Origin of the sequence: Marinobacter sp. ST-43, from assembly GCF_030541085.1 — a bacterium.
Taxonomy (GTDB): domain Bacteria; phylum Pseudomonadota; class Gammaproteobacteria; order Pseudomonadales; family Oleiphilaceae; genus Marinobacter; species Marinobacter nauticus.
On sequence record NZ_JASSVO010000008.1, the window covers coordinates 1 to 19859 of the forward strand.

At 59.2% G+C, this 19859-nt stretch carries 19 protein-coding genes; 13 read left to right on the forward strand and 6 right to left on the reverse strand.

Annotated features, from left to right (window positions below):
• Window positions 1-126 precede the first annotated feature (126 nt).
• The gene (gene ilvD / locus QPL98_RS11635) at window positions 127-1962 is read right to left on the reverse strand and encodes a dihydroxy-acid dehydratase (RefSeq protein ID WP_303293306.1); all 1836 of its coding nucleotides are present in this window, start codon (window positions 1960-1962) and stop codon (window positions 127-129) included.
• Window positions 1963-2115: 153 nt separating this feature from the next.
• Between ilvD and QPL98_RS11640 the strand changes: the two genes are divergently transcribed.
• Both QPL98_RS11640 and QPL98_RS11645 read left to right on the forward strand, forming a co-directional pair.
• Window positions 2116-3369 (forward strand): HDOD domain-containing protein, encoded by a 1254-nt coding sequence (locus QPL98_RS11640; protein WP_303293307.1) that lies wholly within the window; start codon window positions 2116-2118, stop codon window positions 3367-3369.
• Between the two features lie 44 nt (window positions 3370-3413).
• Window positions 3414-3995 carry an LON peptidase substrate-binding domain-containing protein gene (locus tag QPL98_RS11645; protein ID WP_023011446.1) on the forward strand — a complete coding sequence of 194 codons (582 nt, stop codon included), beginning with the start codon at window positions 3414-3416 and terminating at the stop codon, window positions 3993-3995.
• A 2-nt stretch (window positions 3996-3997) separates the two neighbouring features.
• Here the strand turns inward: QPL98_RS11645 and QPL98_RS11650 are convergent, their stop codons facing one another.
• From QPL98_RS11650 to QPL98_RS11660, 3 genes are read right to left on the reverse strand one after another with little or no spacing between them, the layout of a single operon-like run.
• Window positions 3998-5449: a bifunctional DedA family/phosphatase PAP2 family protein gene (locus QPL98_RS11650; protein WP_303293308.1), complete on the reverse strand. Its 1452-nt coding sequence runs from the start codon at window positions 5447-5449 to the stop codon at window positions 3998-4000.
• Complete coding sequence (locus QPL98_RS11655; protein WP_303293309.1) at window positions 5446-6444, reverse strand: GGDEF domain-containing protein; 999 nt, start codon at window positions 6442-6444, stop codon at window positions 5446-5448. Before QPL98_RS11655 ends, QPL98_RS11650 begins: the two co-directional genes overlap by 4 nt.
• Window positions 6441-7463 (reverse strand): GGDEF domain-containing protein, encoded by a 1023-nt coding sequence (locus QPL98_RS11660; RefSeq protein ID WP_303293310.1) that lies wholly within the window; start codon window positions 7461-7463, stop codon window positions 6441-6443. The genes QPL98_RS11655 and QPL98_RS11660 overlap by 4 nt, the downstream gene beginning before the upstream one ends.
• A gap of 136 nt (window positions 7464-7599) precedes the next feature.
• Here QPL98_RS11660 and QPL98_RS11665 point away from each other — a divergent pair, with 136 nt between their 5' ends.
• From QPL98_RS11665 to lipB, 10 genes are all read left to right on the forward strand, one after another.
• On the forward strand, window positions 7600-8856 hold the full coding sequence (locus QPL98_RS11665; protein ID WP_303293311.1) for a glutamate-5-semialdehyde dehydrogenase: 1257 nt from the start codon (window positions 7600-7602) through the stop codon (window positions 8854-8856).
• Between the two features lie 4 nt (window positions 8857-8860).
• Window positions 8861-9511 carry a nicotinate-nucleotide adenylyltransferase gene (nadD, locus tag QPL98_RS11670; protein WP_303293312.1) on the forward strand — a complete coding sequence of 217 codons (651 nt, stop codon included), beginning with the start codon at window positions 8861-8863 and terminating at the stop codon, window positions 9509-9511.
• A gap of 93 nt (window positions 9512-9604) precedes the next feature.
• Window positions 9605-9955, forward strand: coding sequence for a ribosome silencing factor (rsfS, locus tag QPL98_RS11675; protein WP_011785874.1), 351 nt, complete (start codon window positions 9605-9607; stop codon window positions 9953-9955).
• A 2-nt stretch (window positions 9956-9957) separates the two neighbouring features.
• A complete protein-coding gene (gene rlmH / locus QPL98_RS11680) occupies window positions 9958-10428 on the forward strand; it encodes a 23S rRNA (pseudouridine(1915)-N(3))-methyltransferase RlmH (protein ID WP_303293313.1) in 471 nt (156 codons plus the stop codon).
• Window positions 10429-10436: 8 nt separating this feature from the next.
• Window positions 10437-12335: a penicillin-binding protein 2 gene (mrdA, locus tag QPL98_RS11685; RefSeq protein ID WP_303293314.1), complete on the forward strand. Its 1899-nt coding sequence runs from the start codon at window positions 10437-10439 to the stop codon at window positions 12333-12335.
• Window positions 12335-13477, forward strand: coding sequence for a rod shape-determining protein RodA (gene rodA / locus QPL98_RS11690; protein ID WP_023008894.1), 1143 nt, complete (start codon window positions 12335-12337; stop codon window positions 13475-13477). The genes mrdA and rodA overlap by 1 nt, the downstream gene beginning before the upstream one ends.
• 110 nt (window positions 13478-13587) lie before the next feature.
• A complete protein-coding gene (locus QPL98_RS11695; RefSeq protein ID WP_303293315.1) occupies window positions 13588-14475 on the forward strand; it encodes a septal ring lytic transglycosylase RlpA family protein in 888 nt (295 codons plus the stop codon).
• Between the two features lie 45 nt (window positions 14476-14520).
• The gene (locus tag QPL98_RS11700) at window positions 14521-15696 is read left to right on the forward strand and encodes a D-alanyl-D-alanine carboxypeptidase family protein (RefSeq protein ID WP_199452116.1); all 1176 of its coding nucleotides are present in this window, start codon (window positions 14521-14523) and stop codon (window positions 15694-15696) included.
• A 41-nt stretch (window positions 15697-15737) separates the two neighbouring features.
• Window positions 15738-16007: a YbeD family protein gene (locus QPL98_RS11705; protein WP_011785868.1), complete on the forward strand. Its 270-nt coding sequence runs from the start codon at window positions 15738-15740 to the stop codon at window positions 16005-16007.
• Between the two features lie 2 nt (window positions 16008-16009).
• Window positions 16010-16648, forward strand: coding sequence for a lipoyl(octanoyl) transferase LipB (lipB, locus tag QPL98_RS11710; RefSeq protein WP_011785867.1), 639 nt, complete (start codon window positions 16010-16012; stop codon window positions 16646-16648).
• Here lipB and QPL98_RS11715 read toward each other — a convergent pair.
• A complete protein-coding gene (locus QPL98_RS11715; protein ID WP_023011450.1) occupies window positions 16636-17730 on the reverse strand; it encodes a GGDEF domain-containing protein in 1095 nt (364 codons plus the stop codon). The genes lipB and QPL98_RS11715 overlap by 13 nt on opposite strands.
• A gap of 253 nt (window positions 17731-17983) precedes the next feature.
• Between QPL98_RS11715 and QPL98_RS11720 the strand changes: the two genes are divergently transcribed.
• A complete protein-coding gene (locus tag QPL98_RS11720; protein ID WP_303293316.1) occupies window positions 17984-19390 on the forward strand; it encodes an AarF/ABC1/UbiB kinase family protein in 1407 nt (468 codons plus the stop codon).
• Here the strand turns inward: QPL98_RS11720 and QPL98_RS11725 are convergent.
• Window positions 19387-19812: a YqaA family protein gene (locus QPL98_RS11725; protein WP_199452118.1), complete on the reverse strand. Its 426-nt coding sequence runs from the start codon at window positions 19810-19812 to the stop codon at window positions 19387-19389. The two genes, QPL98_RS11720 and QPL98_RS11725, sit on opposite strands and share 4 nt — an antisense overlap.
• Window positions 19813-19859 lie beyond the last annotated feature (47 nt).

Here is a 19859-nt window from a genome sequence, read left to right on the forward strand (position 1 = left end):
TCAGTCCGTGCAGACCTATAACACAAGGCGACCACATCTTGCCTTGAAATACAAAACGCCCGATGCGGTGCACCGGGCGTTTCAATAGAAATAGGTGTAAACCTATTTCAGGACTAGACACCAGATTCAGTCCAGCTTGCTCAAATCCCGGACCGCACCTTTATCGGCACTGGTGGCCAGCAGGGCGTAGGCTTTGAGGGCGGCGGATACCTTCCGGTCCCGCGGCAGTTCGGGTTTCCAGCCCTTGGCGTCGCGTGCTTCCCGGCGCTGTGCCAGTTCTTCATTGCTGACCTGGACATTGATAGAGCGATTGGGGATGTCGATCAGAATGGTATCGCCATCCTCAATCAGCCCGATCGCTCCACCGGCGGCAGCTTCCGGCGAGGCGTGGCCGATGGAGAGCCCTGAGGTGCCGCCGGAGAAACGGCCGTCAGTCAGCAGTGCACAGTCCTTGCCCAGACCTTTGGATTTCAGGTAGCTGGTCGGATAGAGCATTTCCTGCATGCCGGGGCCGCCTTTTGGCCCTTCGTAGCGAATGATCACCACATCACCGGCCTTGACCTCGTCACCCAGAATACCCGCCACGGCGGAATCCTGGCTTTCGAAGACCCGGGCCTTGCCCTCGAAGACATAGATGCTTTCATCGACGCCCGCGGTTTTCACCACGCAGCCATCCCGGGCGATATTGCCATACAGTACCGCCAGACCGCCTTCTGAAGAATAAGCGTGTTCCACGGAACGGATGCAGCCGTCTTCACGGTCGCCATCGAGGCTTGGCCAGCGGGTGCTCTGGCTGAATGCCGTCTGAGTCGGAATACCAGCGGGGCCGGCTTTGTAGAATTCGATCACTTCGGGTGTTGGCGAGCGCATGATGTCCCAGGTTTCCAGGGCTTCGCGCATGGTCTTGCTGTGGGTCGTGGGCAGGTCGACGTTGATCAGGCCGCCGCGCTCCAGCTCACCCAGAATGCCCATGATGCCACCGGCGCGGTGCACGTCTTCCATATGGTACTTGGGGGAGTTGGGGGCGACTTTGCAAAGCTGAGGGACCTTGCGGGACAAACGATCGATGTCGGCCATGGAGAATTCAACACCGCCTTCCTGGGCGGCCGCCAACAGGTGCAGGATGGTGTTGGTGGAGCCGCCCATGGCAATGTCCATGGTCATCGCGTTCTCGAATGCTTCCACGGAGGCGATGCTGCGCGGCAGAACGCTGGCATCGTTCTGTTCGTAATAGCGCCTGGCATTCTCCACAATCTGGCGACCGGCTTTCAGGAACAGCTGTTCCCGGTCGGCGTGGGTGGCCAGCATGGAGCCGTTACCGGGCAGGGCCAGGCCGATGGCTTCGGTCAGGCAGTTCATGGAATTGGCAGTGAACATGCCGGAGCAGGAACCACAGGTGGGGCAGGCGCTGCGCTCGTATTCTTCGACCATTTCATCGGTTGCGGTCGGGTCGGCGGCGATGACCATGGCATCCACCAGGTCGAGCTTGTGTTCGGAGAGCTTGGTTTTTCCGGCTTCCATCGGGCCGCCGGAAACAAAAATGGTGGGAATGTTCAGGCGCATGGCCGCCATCAGCATGCCCGGGGTAATCTTGTCGCAATTGGAGATGCACACCAGCGCATCGGCGCAGTGGGCGTTGGCCATGTATTCCACCGAGTCGGCGATGATTTCCCGCGACGGCAGGGAGTAAAGCATGCCATCGTGTCCCATGGCGATACCATCATCCACAGCAATGGTGTTGAACTCTTTGGCAACACCGCCGGCCGCTTCGATCTCGCGGCAAACCAGCTGGCCCAGGTCTTTCAGGTGAACGTGCCCGGGCACAAACTGGGTGAAGGAGTTGGCAACGGCGATGATGGGTTTGCCGAAGTCCTCGTTCTTCATGCCGGTGGCACGCCAGAGGGCGCGGGCACCGGCCATATTGCGGCCGGCAGTAGAGGTGTGGGAACGATACTGGGGCATGGTAGGCGGTTCTCTCCCTAGGTTATCGGATAAAGTTAAAGACCAGAGGATAACAGATTCGACGCCGCTCGCATGGCTGTTTTCCCGAGTGGTGATTACAATACGTAACATGTAATGCCCGTTTTTTATCCAGCAGTTCAGGGGAGTCTGCCTATGGGCGGCCAGGAAAGCCTGCCGTTACGTCGTCTTAAAAGTTTTCAGCCTTTGGGCCGTCTGACTGACGATCAGCTTGTGCTGTTGGCCAGCCGGGCTGAGCGCAGAACCCATGGACCAGGGCAGAGGGTCATGGAACGGGGCGTTCGGGATGGGCTGGATTATTTTCTGATTTCCGGCGCCGTGGAGCTGCAATCGGTTGATGGTCGTAAGTCGACCATTGAGGCTGAGACCGACAAAGCCCTCAATCCAGTAGCCCGCCTGCAGCCCCGGATGTATGACGTTACTGCGGTCAAACCCTGCGAGTTTCTGGTGATCGAGCAGGAAGTGCTGAACCAGATGCTGCGGGCGGCGCCCATTTCCCAGGTGGAAATGGACTCGTCGGATCACGACGAAGACCAGAGCGAAGAGCACCATCTGTTGATGGAGTTCTACTCTGAGCTGCGGTCCAATCAGGTCCAGCTGCCGAGTGTGCCGGATGTGGCCTGGAAAGTCCGGCGGGTGGTGGACCGGGAGGACTCGTCGGCCACCGAGGTCGCTTCTGCGGTGTCGGCAGACCCGGCCATGGCGGCCAAGCTGGTACGTTCCTGCAACAGTCCGCTCTATCGCGGTTTCAGCGATGTGCGCAATGTGCGTGAGGCCGTGGTTCGGCTGGGGATGCGTACCACCCGGCAGTTGGTGACGGTGTTTGCCATGCGCGAGGTGTTCAAGACCCGTCGGGCCGCTTTGCAGAAAGAAATGGAGCAGCTATGGCGCCATTCCCGGGAGGTGGCGGCGCTGTGCTGGGTGCTGGCGGATCACGCTACACGCATTGACCCTGAAGAAGCGCTGTTGGCGGGGTTGCTGCATGATATCGGGGTGGTTCCCGTGCTCGTGCAGGCCGAGCACCATGTCAATCTGTTTGCCGATGACAGAAACCTGCACCATGCCATCGACGAACTCCGCGCCGATGTCGGGTGCGCGGTGCTTGAGAACTGGGCGTTCCCGAAAGCCTTTGTGGAGGCGGTGCGCCATGCGGAAGACTGGCATCATGAGTGCCGGGAAACCGCGCCTCAGCTGGTTGACGTGGTGATTGTTGCCCAACTGCATTCGATGATTGGCTCCAGCCAGAATGAGGGGCTTCCCCCCTTTGATCAGGTGCCGGCGTGGCGCCGGCTGGGTGAGCTGGAATTGAATGCTTCCAGAAGCCTGCAACTGCTGAGTGAGGCCCGGGAGCGGGTGGACGAAGTGCAGAAACTTCTTTCTATTCGATAAACCAAGCCGCAGCAGGAGCCTGGCCGGTAGTGACTGACAAACTTATGAACGTACCGCTGTTTCCATTAAATTCAATCATCCTGCCCGGGGGGCGTATCCCCCTGCAGTTGTTTGAGCCTCGATATATCGACATGCTCACCCGTTGCCTGAAGGAGGATCGCGGCTTTGTGGTGGTTTTGTTGCGGGAGGGCGGCGAGACCGAAGCCCGGGCTTCGTTCTACGACATTGGCACCTACGTGCGGATCATCGATTTCCAGCAACTGGATAATGGTCTATTGGGTATCACCGTTGAGGGAGATTGCAAGGTGTCCGTCGTCCGCAGCTGGCAGCAAGAGGATGGCCTCAATGTTGGCGACGTGGAGTGCCTGATCGCCGAGGCCGAGAGCGATGTGCCGGAACGTTACCATGAGTTGCCCTCGGTCTTGCGGGCCCTGTTCCGGCATCCGGTGGTCAAGGATCTGGAAATGGACGTGGATTACGACGATGCCCGCCATATTGGCTGGAGACTGACTGAATTGCTGCCGCTGGATAAACAGGAAAAACAACGGCTGGCGGAACTGCAGGATCCGCTAGAGCGCCTTGACCGACTGCAACAGTTGCTGGAGGCGCTGGAGCAGGGCGGCTGATGTTAGGGCTGGGGTGCGTAACTCATCATGGCGGTCTCCCAGTTCCCCATTATGTACATGGCCACGAATGCCAGCCAACCGACACCGGCAGCCCAGGTCAAGCTGTCCGGGCTCAGCGCCACCCTGTCATACCGGCTGTAACTGGCCCGCGTCGCTCCGGTGATCGCGAGCCCCAGGAACAAGCCGCCAAGTACATCCGTGAACCAGTGCACGCCAAGATAAAGCCGGCTCAGGGCCACTGGCAGCAAGGGCAGTGACAGAAACAGGTAATGCTGCCAGCGCTGGTGTTTCCGGTTTTCGCCTGCGATAAAGCTGGCCGCCAGGGTAACCAGTACGGTCATGCCAGCAGTATGCCCGCTGGGGTAAGCGCCGGAGCTTGGTGCCGAGAGCACCTGATCTGGCCGGCTGATACCGATACCCGCTTTCAAAAGCCAGACGCTGATCGCGGTGATGGCTGCGGCACTGGCAATGTGGATGGCCGCCGCGTAGTAGCCCCTGAATGCCAGTAACAGAACGGTCAGTATGGCGGCGGCGAACAGTACTGGCGGATCTCCCAGCAGGGTGAACGCCACCATGGGAAAATCCAGAAGGGGTTGGCGCAGGGCACTGAACCACTGCAGGACTTGCTGGTTCATAAAGGCCAGTTCATCACTCACCCCGACCAACTGCGCCAGCCCAAGAAACAACGCGAGGGAGGTGGCTGTCAGTAGCAGCGACGGCAGAGGAAACTCCCCCTGCTGAGCCGGCCGTTCACTGCTGTACAGGCGCCAGAACCGGTGTGTCGCATCGTATTGACTCATCCGGGATTCCAGCCATTGATAGAGCCAGCTCCCTTCACCAACGCCGAGCCGAACCCTAAGTACAATCAGATAGACAACCACCAGCGCCGCACCACTGATCGCAAGTACCAGATAGAAATGGGGTGGGGGTTTGATCTCGCTGCCCATAGCCGAGCCTACGAAAAATCCCGGCAGGATATACACCAGGGCCCAGCCCGTGGCTGATAGCAGATTGAAGGTGAGAAAGCGCTGCCAGGACATGGTCAGCGCGCCGGCAATCAGTGGAATCACCGGGCGTATCGGCCCCACGAAACGGCCGATGACCACGCTTTTGCCCCCGTGGGCGCGAAAGAAGTTCTCGCCACGGGCAATGAGGCTCGGGTATCGGTTAAATGGCCAGACCGTATCCAGGCGCCCTTTGAACAGGCGGCCGATGGCGAAGCTGATGGCGTCCCCGGCCACGGCGCCAAGGCCGGCCCACAGCAGGGCCTCTGACAGGGGCAGGCCGCTCTTGCCGGCGAGGGCGGCAAACGCGAACAGTAAAGCCACTCCGGGCACGATGATGCCAGCGATGGCCAGCGACTCTATCAGCGCGGTCAGGAACAGGGCGGCAATCAGCCAGCCCGGATTGACGGCTACCCAGGAGGTAACGTCGGTGAGCCAGTTTGAGGTCATGCCTGGACGGGCTCTCCCGGGCTGAACCAGGCAGAATCCGCGCCCCGCTTCCGGGCTTCGAGCATGGCGGTTACTGCGCGGTCACGCAGTGAGTGGGTGCTGGTGTCACCGTTGCCCCGGGTGGTGCAGCCGAGGCTGACCGAGATCTTGCCAACCTGGGCCCAGTCGTGTTCGCTGAGGGTTCTGCGAATGCGCTCTGCGATTACGCGGACCCCTTCCTCCGGCGTAAACGGCAGAATCAGAAAAAACTCTGAGCCGTTGATGCTGTAGAGCGAATCCCCGGCCCGGATGATTTCAAACAGGGTGCCGGTGACGTCGCGCAGCAGCGTTTGCAGGCCGGCCTTGCCGTGCAGGTCGCGAATTTCGTCGGCATGGTCGATGTTCAGACTGACGACCGACAATGGGTGGCCGGTGGCAATGGCACGACTGATTTCCTTCTGCAGTGTCTCATCCAGAAAACGGGCGTTATGGGCTCCGGTGGCGGGGTCGGTAATGGCAAGATCCTGGGCCGATTGCGCCATATGGTCGTAGTGCCAGATATACAGGGCGGTCACTGCCAGCAGTGCCATAAGGCCGGCTGTCGTCAACAGGGCAGTGTCTACGGGTGCTGATAGCCAGGTGACAATCAGCACCGGCACCAGCAGCATTCCCGAGAGCATCAGTCCGTGCCGCAGGGGCAGAATCAGCAGGTTCAGCGATAACAAAGGCATGGCCCAGTGGCTGATGCCGGGGGCATCCATGGTCAGTACCGCAGCAACCAGACCACTGTTGAGGCCGGCGAGAATGACCAGGTGACCCGGTGCGGAAAGTTGCTGGCGACGGCACAGCCAGGTATAGACCAGGCCGGCAACCAGCAGGGCGGTCATGGCCAGAGCCAGATAGAACAGCTGGTAGAAGCCGTAGCGCAGGTTCTGCAACGCCAGCGCGGCGGTGAACAGCGCTGCCAGGCCGTAGCCAAAGGCGTGGGTCCAGGTTCGGAGGCGTGTCTCGGTCATTGCGCTGCCTCCCGGCCGGAAGGTTCAGCCGGCCCGCTGGCCTCTGGAGGCACCGGGTTACTGTATGTCTGGGTTCGGTTTCCGCCCTGCTGTTGGGCCCGTCGCAGGGCGTTGGCAACGCTCTGTTGCAGGCTGTCGGCATCGTCGCCGATGTTGAGCCCGGCCACGCCGGTACTGACTGTAAGTTTCAGGCCGTGAGAATCCATCAACGTGCACAGGCCACGGCGAACCTGTTCTGCGGTGCGAGCCGCCTCGGCGGTATTGGCGCCCGGGAGAATCACCAGAAACTGCAGATCAGCCACCCGGTAGTAGGTGTCGAAATCCCGGAGCTGGGAGTGCAGGTAGCGACCGATGCGCGGCAGAATCGCGCGAATGTCTTCATCCGGATCGACGTCGCTCAGGTGAGTATCCAGCCCGATCATCATCACCGACATGTTGGTGCCTTCCCGCTCGCTGCGTTGTATCTCCTTGTGCAGGTCTGCTGACAGATATTCCCGGCTGGCGGCCTGGGTGAGCTCATCGGTACGGCGTAAGGGGGCAAGCTGCCGGGATTTGTACTCGCGCATGAACACCAGAATGGCGCCCAGGAGCGTGGTCAGTACCAGCGCGGTCATCATCTGGTGCCGGTCCGGAAGGGCTACTGCCCATTGGGTTCCGGCCAGCACCAGGAAAATGAAGGTGACGGTGACAAGGGCGGCCAGATAGACCGGCGCCATGGCAAACAGCACCAGCGGCAGGGCATAGAGCCAGTGGGAGAGTGGCCAGGGGCCAAGCCAGATGGCCGAAACCAGAGCCAGCACCAGAGCAATCAGAAAAAATGCCCGCAATTGCGGCCAGGGGGCATTTTGATGCCCTTTGCCCTGATGGGTGCCCGCCAGGCAAAGACCTGCTGCAGCTGCGGCCGCCACTGCCGCCAGCAGTTCCCCCATGAACAGACAAAGCCCGGTGGTCAGGCCAAAGGCAATAAACCCGCTGCGGGAAAACTTGCCGGGAAGAAATTTTTCGGCGGTTTGGGGCATTGAGTCTGTCCTTTGCTGGCGCATCCATTTGAACCTGTGCAGCGCTATAATAGTCGTTTGGGGTGCGGACTTGAAACGGGAAAGGTAAAGTAACCCTCCCGTTTTGGAATCAGCTTGCAGAATTAAGGGTAAATCAATGGATGTAGCAGCCTACATGACGGAACTCGGCCAGCAGGCCAGGGCCGCTTCCCGGGAAGTCGCCCGGTCCTCCACGGCGGTGCGGAATCAGGCACTTCTGGCCACCGCCGATGCCCTGGACGCCGCCCGATCCGAACTTGCCACCGCCAACAGCAAAGATCTGGAGCGTGGCCGGGAAAATGGACTCGACAGTGCCATGCTGGATCGCCTCGAGCTTACCGCCCAGCGCATCGATGCCATGATTGAGGGTTTACGCCAGGTGGCTGCGTTGCCGGACCCTGTGGGTGTGATTACCGATATGACGTATCGTCCGTCGGGTATTCAGGTGGGCAAGATGCGGGTACCGCTGGGAGTCATCGGCATCATTTACGAGTCCCGGCCCAATGTCACGGTCGAGGCTGCCAGCCTGTGCCTGAAATCCGGTAATGCGACCATTCTGCGTGGTGGCTCCGAGGCGATTCATTCCAATCAGGCTATTGCCCGTTGCCTCAAGCAGGGCCTGAGTGAGGCGGGGTTGCCGGAAACGGCAGTCCAGGTGGTAAGCACTACCGACAGGGCCGCCGTGGGTGAGCTGATCACCATGCCTCAGTTCGTGGATGTGATTGTACCTCGTGGTGGCAAGGGCCTGATCGAGCGCATCAGTCGTGACGCCCGTGTGCCGGTGATCAAACATCTGGATGGCGTTTGTCATGTTTACATCGACAGCCACGCCGATCCGGAGAAGGCGCTGAAGGTGGCGGTTAATGCCAAAACCCAGCGTTACGGCACCTGCAATACCATGGAAACCCTGCTGGTTGACCAGGAGGTGGCGGATGACCTGCTGCCGCTGCTGGCGGAGCAGTTCCGAGGCAAAGCCGTGGAGTTGCGGGGGTGCCCGCGTACCTGTGCTATTCTCGGAGATATTGTCGAAGCCACCGAGGAAGACTGGCACGAGGAATACCTTGCCCCCATTCTGGCTGTGAAGGTGGTTGAAGGGCTGGACGGCGCCATTGAGCACATCAATCGCTACAGCTCCCAGCATACCGACAGCATTATCACCGAAAACTACACCCGTGCCCGTCGGTTCCTGACCGAGGTGGATTCCAGTTCCGTCATGGTCAATGCCTCAACCCGTTTTGCCGATGGCTTCGAGTATGGACTGGGCGCCGAGATTGGTATCTCCACCGATAAGATCCATGCCCGTGGGCCGGTCGGCCTGGAAGGGCTTACCTCACAGAAGTACGTGGTGTTCGGCGACGGCCATATCCGGACCTGACGCCATGCACGTGATCTACGGCGGCACCTTTGACCCGATTCACCACGGTCACCTCCGGCTGGCACTGGAAGTGTCCGAAGCGCTGGAGGTGAATCGGGTGCATCTGGTGCCCAGCCATATTCCGCCGCACCGGGGTAGCACCGGAGCCAGCTCGGAGCAGCGTCTGGAAATGATCCGGCAGGCCATCGCGGGCGAATCCGCGCTGGCTCTGGACGAACAGGAAGTGCAGCGGGGCGGGGCATCCTACACCGCCGATACCCTGCGTCAGCTTCGGGCCGAACTGGGGCCGGATTGCCCACTGGTGATGGTGGTCGGTACCGATGCTTTCTCATCGTTTGATCGCTGGCGCGAGTGGCAGGAGATACCTGGGCTCGCTCATATCGTGGTGGTGCGCCGGCCCGGCTCGGAACTGCCGGTGGGCAGCGAGGCTGCGCAGCTGGTTGCAGAGCGCTGTGCGGGTTCGGCGTTAGATCTGCATTCACGGCCGGCGGGCCTGGTGCTGGAGCTGGCCCCGCCGTTGCTGGACATCTCTGCCACCGGCATCCGGCGGCGTATCGCGGCGGGTCGGTCGCCACGCTATCTCACGCCGGATGACGTCTGCCGGAGCATCCGCGCCTGGGGACTCTACGGTGCCCGGCCCGTTGAGGGCCAATAGGAGTTATTCACAGGCGTCTTTGATGCTACAATCGCGTCTGAATATCATTGATCGGGTGGCCATACCGGCCAGCACCCGTACTACAGGGTAATTATGCAGGCTGAACAACTGAAAGATCTGGTCGTTAACGCACTGGAAAACATCAAGGCTCAGGACATCAGTGTGATTGATGTTCGCGACCGCACCAGCGTGACCGATTTTATGGTTCTGGCATCCGGTACCTCCAACCGACATGTAAAATCCCTCGCGGATTCGGTGGTGATCGAGGCCAAAGAGCAGGGTGTACGTGCATCCAACGTTGAAGGTGAAGGCGGCAGTGACTGGATCCTGGTTGATCTGGGCGACGTGGTTGTTCACGTAATGATGCCTGCTACCCGGGAATTTTACGATCTGGAGCGGTTCTGGCGTGATGCTCCGGATCTCGGTGCTGCGGGCAGCGAGTAGCCATGCGCCTGCGTCTGATCTGTGTGGGGCAGAAAATGCCCGACTGGGTCAGTGCGGGGTACAACGACTACGCTCGCCGGATGCCGCCCGAGTTGCCCCTCGAACTGACTGAAATCCCTATGGCCCACCGGGGCAAGAATCCGGACATCGCCCGGCTGATGCAGCGGGAAAGCGACGCGATCCTCTCTGCCGTGGGCACCCGTGACCGCGTGGTGGCTCTGGAGGTGGGTGGGCGCCCCTGGTCAACGGAAAAGCTCGCCTCACAGCTGGAAAGCTGGCAACAGGACGGCCGGGATGTCGCTTTTCTGGTCGGCGGCCCTGACGGCCTGGCGGATGCCTGTCGACAGCGGGCGGATCAGCAATGGTCACTGTCGCCTCTTACCTTGCCCCACCCTCTGGTGAGAATCCTCTTGGCTGAGCAACTCTACCGGGCCTGGAGCATCACCCGTAACCACCCTTACCACCGGGCTTAGGAACAGACATGGTCTGGGGCGAACTGAAAAATACCGCAGCGGAGCGCCGGCTGTTCCAGCGCCGGGCCATGGTGATGCTGGTGTTCGTCCTGGTGCTGATGACCGGGTTGCTGGCTCGGATGTACCAGTTGCAGATCGTTGAGCACGAGATTTACACCACGCTGTCTGACAAAAACCGGGTTCAGGTACAGTCGGTACCGCCACCCCGAGGCCTGGTGTACGACCGGAATAACATTTTGCTGGCGGAGAATCGCCCGGTATTCAGCCTGACGGTGGTGCCGGAGCGCGTTGGCGATATGGACGAAACCCTGGCACGCCTGAGCGACATTCTGAGTATTGCCGATGAAGATCTGGAACGATTCCAGCGCCGACTGCGGGAGCCGCGACGTCCGTTCCAGGCGATCCCCTTGAGTTACGATCTCGACGAAGCCGAAATTGCCCGCATGGCAGTGCACCGGCATCAGTTTCCCGGGGTGGAAGTTGAGGCCGAACTGGTTCGCTACTATCCCCATAGCGAGCTGACCGCCCATGCCCTGGGGTTTGTCGGCCGTATCAATCGCGACGAACTCCAGCGTATCGATCCGGTCAATTACGCGGGGACCAACTACATCGGCAAATCCGGCATTGAGCGTTTCTACGAGGAGGCGCTTCACGGTCAGGTGGGCTACCAGCATGTAGAAACCAACGCCCGTGGCCGGATCTTGCGGGTGCTTGAGCGAGTAAATCCTGTTCCGGGCGAAGACCTCCAGCTCCATCTTGATTTGCGGCTCCAGCGTCGGGCGCATGAGCTGATGGAGGGCAGGCGAGGTGCGATCATTGCTATCGAACCCAAGACCGGCGGGATTCTGGCGCTTGCCAGTGTGCCCGGTTTTGATGCCAATAAATTTGTGACCGGTATCAGTGTCAATGATTATCGCGAGTTGAGTCAGAGTATCGATAAGCCATTGTTTAACAGGGCGCTCCGTGGCCAGTACCCCCCTGCGTCGACCATCAAGCCCATGATGGCTGTTGCAGCGCTGGACAGCGGCGCAACGGATAAAGACCGTAGAATCTGGGACCCGGGATACTTCCAGCTCCGTGAGGGCGGGAGGCGTTTTCGGAACTGGAATCGCTCTGGTGATGGCTGGGTGGATCTGAAGTACTCGATGGCGAGATCCAATGATGTTTACTTTTACGCAGTGGGCGTTGATATGGGGGTGGATGTCATGTCTTCCTATCTGGCCCGGTTCGGCTTTGGTGAGGATGCCACCCTGGATGTGTCCGGTGCTTTGACCGGGTTGTTGCCGACCGCAGACTGGAAAAGGGCCGTGAGAAATGAACCCTGGTATCCCGGAGACTCAGTCAACATGAGCATTGGGCAGGGTTTTTTGCTGGCAACGCCCATGCAACTGGCAACGGCTACAGCATTGATTGCCAATCGCGGAGCCTGGGTTGAGCCCAGGTTGCTTAAGGATGTTCACGGCGACAGTCCAGTGGAGGAGTTCCTGCCGGAGCAGACGCATGAACAGCTTGAACTGAAGGATCCTGACGATTGGGAATATGTCGTCGATACCATGGAAGAAGTGATGCATGGTGCCCGGGGGACGGGTCGAAGCGCTGGTCGAGGCGCAAGCTACCGAATGGCCGGTAAAACCGGCACGGCCCAGGTATTCAGTCTTGGTCAGGATGAGGAGTACGACGAAGAGCAGATAAGGGAACGGCTTCGGGACCACGCGCTGTTTGTCGGGTTTGCGCCAGCGGATGACCCCAAGATCGCAGTGGCGGTTATCGTTGAAAATGGTGGCAGTGGCAGCGGCGCCGCGGCTCCGGTTGCCCGGGCCTTGTTTGATGCCTGGCTGGAGGAGTTTTCGGCGGAGCAGGCAGAACCTGTGATCAGCGATTCCAGCGCGGCCGGGGTAGACAACTGATGGCCGGCAGCAAATTGTGGAGCAGTCAGACTGGCAGCGATCTGGGGCGCAACCGAAGTATCTGGTCAGCGTTGCATCTGGACCCGATTCTCCTGGGGCTTCTGTTGTTGCTCGTCGGTGGCGGCCTTTTTGTGCTTTACAGTGGTGCTGACCGGAATATTGATGTGGTCAAGGCACAGGGTATTCGTCTGGGCGTTGCCTTTGTGGTGATGTTCGTATTCGCTCAGTTGGATCCGGCGGTCTTTCGCCGATGGGCGCCCTGGCTCTACGGCTTGGGGCTGATCGGGCTGGTCGCCGTGTTGCTGGTGGGTGTCGGTGCCAAAGGGGCGCAACGCTGGCTGGCGTTGCCTGGCCTGCCCCGGTTTCAGCCTTCCGAGTTCATGAAGCTGGTGGTGCCGATGATGGCAGCATGGTATCTGTCTCGCTATTACCTGCCACCGACCTTCCCCAGGGTGATGACGGGGCTGGTGATCGTTCTGCTGCCGATGTTCCTGATCATCCAGCAACCGGATCTCGGTACCTCCTTGCTGGTCGGCATGGCCGGCATTTTCGTGGTGTTTTTTGCCGGTATCAGCTGGAAGTTGATTGCCGCGTTCCTCGCCATGGTCTCGGTTTCTGCCCCGCTGATGTGGTTCTTCGTCATGCGGGAATATCAGAAGCAGCGGGTATTGACGCTGTTGGACCCTCAGAGTGATCCGCTCGGAGCCGGTTGGAACATTATCCAGTCGAAAACCGCGATCGGTTCCGGCGGTATGGAGGGCAAGGGCTGGTTGCAGGGTACCCAGTCACACCTGGAGTTTTTGCCGGAAAGCCACACCGACTTTATTGTCGCGGTGCTGGCAGAGGAGTTCGGTTTTATCGGTATGTTGCTGCTGTTGACGGTGTACTTCCTGATTATCCTGCGTTGTCTCTATATCTCGGTTACCGCCCAGGACTCCTTCAGCCGGTTGGTGGCCGGAGCGCTGACGATGACGTTCTTTATCTATATCTTCGTCAACATCGGAATGGTGAGCGGCCTGTTGCCAGTGGTCGGTGTGCCTTTGCCGTTGATCAGCTATGGCGGCACCTCAAGTGTCACTTTGATGGCGGCGTTCGGCGTGCTGATGTCGATTCACACCCATCGCCGGATGATCACCGCCTGAACCAGTAATGATGGCTGCCCGGTAATGGTGTATACACAAGGGAACCCGTTACAATGTTGCTGGTCAGTAATGGCGGTATCAATACACAGGTTTTGGGGTAGTGAACAGACATGGTCAAGGTCTCTGACAAACGGATTCCCGCACTGGCTTTAGTTGCCTTGCTGGCCGGCTGTGCCAGCAGTCCTGAAGTTGACCACTCGTCACGCTACACCATTAAGCAGGATCGGGCTCCTTCGGGCAGCTTTGACGCCAGTGGCCTGGCCGATGCCACACCCCGTTATGAGCAGCCACGGACGGCTGGCAACAAGTCGCCCTATACGGTCTGGGGCAAGCGCTATCATGTGATGGACAGTAACGACGGCTACGTGCAGCGCGGTACCGCGAGCTGGTATGGCGAGAAATTTCACGGCCACAAGACCTCCAACGGTGAAGTGTTCGACATGTATGCCATGTCGGCGGCACACAAATCCCTTCGGATTCCGGGTTACGCGCGAGTGACCAATCTCGACAACGGCCGCTCGGTGATTGTCCGTGTGAACGATCGCGGCCCCTTCCACGGGGATCGGCTGATCGATCTGTCCTATGCCGCGGCCAAGAAGCTCGGCTATCAATCCCGTGGTACCGCCAGGGTTGAAGTGGCCGCTATTACGGTGCGTCCGGACGGCGCCATGTTTCTGGCTGGCAAGCCGTTTGATGCCGCTGGCCAGGCTCCGGTGGTTGCCTCACAGGCTTCCGGAACAACAGAGCTGGCCGCCGGTGAGGGGCTGTTTGTCCAGCTCGGCGCATTCAGTCAGCGGGATCCGGCTGAGGCCATGCGCGAGCGTCTGCTGGGAGTGCTGGATAATCCTGTGAGGGTCCGGGAGATCACCACTGATAATGGCCGGTTCCATCGGGTTCAGGTGGGGCCATTCAAGAGCGAGGGCGACGCGCGCTACGCTCAGAACCTTCTGGAATCCAGAGGGTTCCGGCAGTCCATTGTACTGACCGATTCGCACTGAACCGACTGAGTTCAGAACCAACATAAGACAAGCATCTGACGACGAATGAAACTATCCATGGCTTTCAAGACTGTAACTCGAACCCTGTTTCTGGTTTTCTCCCTGCTGCTGATGAGCGGGCAGGCCTCGGCGCAGGCGGTACTGATCCCGTCGCCGCCGCAGATTGCCGGTAGCTCCTGGGTATTGATGGATCCGCTCAGTGGTCGTGTGATCATGGAGCACAACAGTAATGAGCGTTTGCCACCAGCGAGCCTGACCAAAATGATGACGGCCTATATTGTCGAGCGCGAGCTGGATGAAGGCCGTATCTCCATGTCGGATATGGTACCTATCAGTGTCAAGGCCTGGCGCACAGAGGGGTCCCGAACCTTCGTGCAGGAAGGCACCTCGGTTTCCGTTGAGGATCTGCTCAAGGGTGTGATTATCCAGTCTGGCAACGATGCGTCTGTGGCGTTGGCCGAGTTTGTGGCCGGCAGTGAAGGGGCTTTCGTGGACATCATGAACCAGCAGGCGCAACTGCTGGGCATGAAAGATACCCACTTCGAGAACGCCACTGGCCTGCCCTCCGCAGACCATTTCTCAACCGCCTACGATCTTGCGGTCCTGGCACGGCATATTATCCAGGACTATCCGGAAAACTACCCGCTGTATGCGCAGAAGCACTTCACCTACAACAATATTCGTCAGCCCAACCGAAACAGCCTGCTGTGGCGGGATGACAGCGTTGATGGTTTGAAAACCGGGCACACGGAAGAGGCCGGCTATTGCCTGGTGGCGTCGGCCAAGCGGGGTGAGACCCGGCTGATTGCTACGGTTATGGGTACCAGTAGCTCTGAGGCCCGGGCCCAGGAAGTGCAGAAAATGCTCAACTACGGCTTCCGCTACTTTGAAACCGAGCGGCTGTTCCGTGCCGGTCAGGAGCTGATGGCGTCCAGAGTGTGGGGCGGTCAGGCGGATGAGGTGTCGGTAGGCATGCCGGAGGATATCTATGTCACCATTCCCCGTGGCTCCCGCGAGAAACTGGAATCGGTGGTCGACCTTGATTCCGTGATAAAAGCGCCCATTAAGGTGGGAGATGAGCTGGGCCGTGTTCGTGTGGTTCTGGACGGTGAAACCCTGGTGGATGAGCCTGTGCTGGCGCTCACAGAAGTGCCGGAAGGCGGTTTGTTCAAGCGCATCTGGGATGCCATCAAGCTGTTTTTTGTTCAACTGTTTAACTGAGGTTGAGGCGCTGTTTGCCTTAGCCGGGAGTAATGTGCGGCATGACTGAGCCGAAAGCACCAAAAATCGAGTTTCCCTGTGACTATGTCATCAAGGTGATTGGCCATGCCGCGCCCGATTTCACCGAATTTGTGGTGGAGGTCGTTGAGCAGCATGCCCCGGGACTGTCTGAAGCGGACATCTCGGTGACCGACAGCAGTAAAGGCCGGTTTTCTTCGGTTCAGCTGAAAATTGTGGCGACCGGTGAAGATCAGCTCAAAGCACTGTTTGAAGAACTGAAGGCCAGTGGCCGCGTTCACATGGTGCTGTAACCGTGGCTGACCTCATCGTGCGGTCACTGGGGCAACAGCCCTACATGGAAACCTGGGAAGCGATGAAATCGTTCACCGCCAACCGGGACGAGACCACCGTGGATGAGCTCTGGTGCCTGGAGCATCCCCGGGTGTTTACCCAGGGGCAGGCGGGCAAAGCCGAGCATATCCTTCTGCCAGGAGACATTCCGGTGATTCAGGTGGATCGAGGTGGCCAGGTGACCTACCACGGCCCAGGGCAGTTGGTGATCTACCTGCTGATTGATCTGACCCGGCATAAACTCGGGGTGCGTAACCTGGTCAGTGCCATTGAGCAGGCGATTGTCCGTACCCTGGCCCAAGGCGGCATAGAAGCAGCACCGCGGTCAGATGCGCCGGGTGTCTATGTGAACGGCGCCAAGATTGCGTCCCTGGGTTTGAGGGTCCGCCGGGGCTGCTCCTTCCATGGACTGGCTCTGAATGTGAACATGGACATGGAACCCTTCTCCCGAATCAACCCTTGTGGCTACGCGGGCATGTCCATGTGCCAAGTCAGTGATTTTGAGGCCGGAGCCTCGGTCTATGACCTGGAGCGCCGGCTGGTGAGCGAGCTGGTCGAAGGCCTGGGCCACAGTCAGGTGGAGCAACGTCAGGGCTGGTGAAGCGCCTCAGTAGCCTGACACACGCGATTTCTCCCCAGCGTCTTGGCCTGATACAGCGCCTCATCGGCCCGTTGTAGCAGGCGATCGATCGACTCTGAGCCCTGTATACAGGCCACGCCGATACTGATGGTGGCGGTCACTCGCTTGCCCGCGCAGTCGATGGCCTGGCTGGCCACGGCAGAGCGAATCCGCTCCGCCGTGGCAGCGGCTTCGGTCAGGGCGGTTTCGGGGAGTAGTACCAGAAATTCTTCTCCGCCCCAGCGGGCAATGGTGTCCACTTTGCGGCTCTGGTCGGTCAAGGTGCGGGCAACCAACACGATCATGTCGTCGCCCGCCTGGTGACCGTAGCTGTCGTTTACATTCTTGAACAGGTCGATATCCATCAGCAGAACCGAGAAGCTGCGACCGTTACGCAGGTAGCGCTGATACTCTGTTTCCAGTTGTTCCAAACCTTCGCGGCGATTGGCCAGGCTGGTGAGTGCGTCGTGCTTGGCGGCGTACTCGAATTCTGCGGCCAGCCGGATCAAGCCTAGCTTGCTCCGCCGCCGGCTCTGGTCGAGGATGTAGCAAGTGGCCATTTCGAAAGCCAGCACGATGATCATGGAAAGCCGGAAGCTGGTACTGTAGGGCGAGTCAAAAACCATATCCCCCAACGGACTGAACAGGAATAATACGGCCAGCCATCCGCCCACACAGGCCAGTATGCCGACTCTGGCTTCACTGATGTAGAAGATTATGGGGGGATAGGCGAACAGCCAGATGATGGCCGAGCCGTCTTCAACCGCCTGAATGGCCAGGTAGGTAAACAGAGCGATAATCAGGGTAATGAATGCCCGGCGCTGGAGGGTTTTGTGGCCCAGGCTCAGAAAGACGATCGCATTAATGGCCAGAAGGGCGGCGAAGGCCAGCAGCAGCCGTGAAGTTAACGGGTCGCCGTGGCCGGACGAGCGCCAGGCGAAAAACACTAGCAACGGCACTGCCGCACAGGTGAGGCCGTTGATCAGGGCCGGTACCGGTATTTCGCCTTTAACGCGAAACTGCGACAGCTCGGCGTCTGGCGTTCTTGAAGCGGGCTGATTCATGTGTGGGTGGTGTTGTTGTAGTTGATAAATATCACAGAAACCCTGTCAACCAATACTAGACCGCTTTGTGATCTGTGACTGTGTCAAAACGTAACCGATGTCACGAACTCTGTTAAATTGGTCGAAGTTTATACACATTGGCTGCAGGGGCAGCGCCGGCGCGACGACTGGGTTAGGTAGTCGCGCGCCCAGATCCGTATAATGGTCAGATGCATTGCAGGCGTTCACATTTCCTGACAGAAACAGGTCTTTCATGTCTTCCAGCCGACCCGGAAAATCCGTCTCCCGTATCAAGACCGGCAGCTTTGAGCGCAGGTTGTCGCTGACCAGAGCCGGACTGTTCGCAGGCACGCGCATGGCGTCCAATATGGCGACTAACTGGTTCAGCAACAAGGAAACCCGGGAGCAGCGGCATCGGGCAATGCTCTCCAGTCAGGCCCGGTTTCTGGTGGACGAACTTGGCCGGCTCAAGGGCAGTGTGGTCAAGATCGGGCAGGTCATGGCGCTGTACGGCGAGCATTTTCTCCCCGAAGAAGTCACTGAGGCGCTGCACACTCTGGAAGACCAGACCACCTCTCTGGAGTGGCCGGCCATCGAGCGGGTGCTCAAAGCCGAACTGGGGGAGAGCCGGCTTTCTGAACTCGATATTGACCCGGAGCCTATAGGAGCCGCCTCACTTGGCCAGGTTCACCGTGCCGTGCGCCGTAGCGACGGGCTGGAGCTGGTGCTCAAAGTGCAGTACCCCGGTGTTGCCGATGCCGTAGACAGTGATCTGAACGCTGTGGCTCATCTGCTCAAAGTGGCGCGGCTGGTCAGCTTCGGCCCTGAGTTCAACGACTGGCTGGAAGAAGTCCGGGAAATGATGCACCGGGAGGTGGATTACCGGCTTGAGGCCCGTACCACCGAAAAATTTCGCCAGATGCTCAGCCATGATGCACGCTTTGTGGTGCCCAGAGTGCTGCCTGAGTATTCAACCGATCATATTATTGCCTCGACCTATGAGCACGGCCATTCGGTCAGTTCAGTGGCGGTTCGTGAATTGCCACTGGAGCGACGCAGTGCCCTGGGCCAGGCAGCCCTGGAATTATTTTTCCGGGAACTATTTGAATGGGGTGAGATCCAGACCGACCCGAATTTCGGCAACTACCGGATTCGTATTGCGGGCGAACAGGGTGGTGATTCGGAAACGGACCGGATTGTCCTGCTGGATTTTGGCGCCGTGCAGAGTTACTCGTCTGACTTTCTGCAGCCGGTCATCCAGATGATCAGGGCTTCCTACGAGGAGGACCTGGAGCAGGTTGTTGAGGGCGGAATCAAGCTCAGATTCATGAGCCGGGACTGGCCGGCGGAGGTGCTGGACAAGTTTGGCAAGGTCTGTATGTCAGTACTGGAACCCCTGGCGAAGGATCGCAGTCAGTGGCCGGATTATGCCGTCAACAGCCATGGCCAGTACCGCTGGAAACAGAGCGATTTGCCCTCGAGAGTGGCCAAGCAGGCCGCCAGGTCTGCCATCAGCCGCTATTTTCGTGTACCCCCCAAGGAATTCGTGTTCCTCAATCGAAAACTGATCGGGGTTTACACGTTCATTGCGGTGTTGCACTCCGAGTTCAACGGCGAGGACTTGTTGAGAAAATACCTCTATGGGAGCGGTGCTGCCTAGCCAGACGCGGTCAGCACCACCCAGATGACGAAGGCATAGCGCAGTCCCTTACCAATCCCCACCAGAACAATAAAATTCAGCCAGGGGACCCGCATAATGCCGCCCACCAGAGTCAGCGCATCGCCGCCGATGGGTAGCCAGCCCAGCAGCAGCGACCACTGCCCATAGCGATTGAACCGGTTTCGCGCCTTGTGTAATTGCAGTTCACTGACGGGAAACCAGCGTTTGTGCTTAAAGCGATCCACTTGCCGGCCGATAAGCCCGTTAACCACTGACCCCAGGGTATTGCCCATGGTTGCCCATAGCCACAACCAGAACAGCGGGTAATTCTGACTGACCAGAGTGCCAAGCAGTATTTCCGAATACGCAGGCAGCAGCGTTGCCGCGGCAAAAGATGTCAGGAACAGGGTCAGGTAGGCCAAAAACGCCTCCATGCTCTAGGATGTTGGTTAAGCCTCACAGAAAAAGG

What these genes read in the sequence shown, in the direction of transcription:
- QPL98_RS11695 (WP_303293315.1), top strand. Translation starts at nt 13,588, where the DNA reads ATGGTCAAGGTCTCTGACAAACGGATTCCCGCACTGGCTTTAGTTGCC.
- rlmH (WP_303293313.1), top strand. Translation starts at nt 9,958, where the DNA reads ATGCGCCTGCGTCTGATCTGTGTGGGGCAGAAAATGCCCGACTGGGTC.
- QPL98_RS11660 (WP_303293310.1), bottom strand. Translation starts at nt 7,463, where the DNA reads ATGCCCCAAACCGCCGAAAAATTTCTTCCCGGCAAGTTTTCCCGCAGC.
- QPL98_RS11665 (WP_303293311.1), top strand. Translation starts at nt 7,600, where the DNA reads ATGGATGTAGCAGCCTACATGACGGAACTCGGCCAGCAGGCCAGGGCC.
- QPL98_RS11640 (WP_303293307.1), top strand. Translation starts at nt 2,116, where the DNA reads ATGGGCGGCCAGGAAAGCCTGCCGTTACGTCGTCTTAAAAGTTTTCAG.
- QPL98_RS11650 (WP_303293308.1), bottom strand. Translation starts at nt 5,449, where the DNA reads ATGACCTCAAACTGGCTCACCGACGTTACCTCCTGGGTAGCCGTCAAT.
- mrdA (WP_303293314.1), top strand. Translation starts at nt 10,437, where the DNA reads ATGGTCTGGGGCGAACTGAAAAATACCGCAGCGGAGCGCCGGCTGTTC.
- rodA (WP_023008894.1), top strand. Translation starts at nt 12,335, where the DNA reads ATGGCCGGCAGCAAATTGTGGAGCAGTCAGACTGGCAGCGATCTGGGG.
- QPL98_RS11720 (WP_303293316.1), top strand. Translation starts at nt 17,984, where the DNA reads ATGTCTTCCAGCCGACCCGGAAAATCCGTCTCCCGTATCAAGACCGGC.
- QPL98_RS11655 (WP_303293309.1), bottom strand. Translation starts at nt 6,444, where the DNA reads ATGACCGAGACACGCCTCCGAACCTGGACCCACGCCTTTGGCTACGGC.
- QPL98_RS11700 (WP_199452116.1), top strand. Translation starts at nt 14,521, where the DNA reads ATGAAACTATCCATGGCTTTCAAGACTGTAACTCGAACCCTGTTTCTG.
- QPL98_RS11705 (WP_011785868.1), top strand. Translation starts at nt 15,738, where the DNA reads ATGACTGAGCCGAAAGCACCAAAAATCGAGTTTCCCTGTGACTATGTC.
- rsfS (WP_011785874.1), top strand. Translation starts at nt 9,605, where the DNA reads ATGCAGGCTGAACAACTGAAAGATCTGGTCGTTAACGCACTGGAAAAC.
- QPL98_RS11715 (WP_023011450.1), bottom strand. Translation starts at nt 17,730, where the DNA reads ATGAATCAGCCCGCTTCAAGAACGCCAGACGCCGAGCTGTCGCAGTTT.
- QPL98_RS11645 (WP_023011446.1), top strand. Translation starts at nt 3,414, where the DNA reads ATGAACGTACCGCTGTTTCCATTAAATTCAATCATCCTGCCCGGGGGG.
- ilvD (WP_303293306.1), bottom strand. Translation starts at nt 1,962, where the DNA reads ATGCCCCAGTATCGTTCCCACACCTCTACTGCCGGCCGCAATATGGCC.
- nadD (WP_303293312.1), top strand. Translation starts at nt 8,861, where the DNA reads ATGCACGTGATCTACGGCGGCACCTTTGACCCGATTCACCACGGTCAC.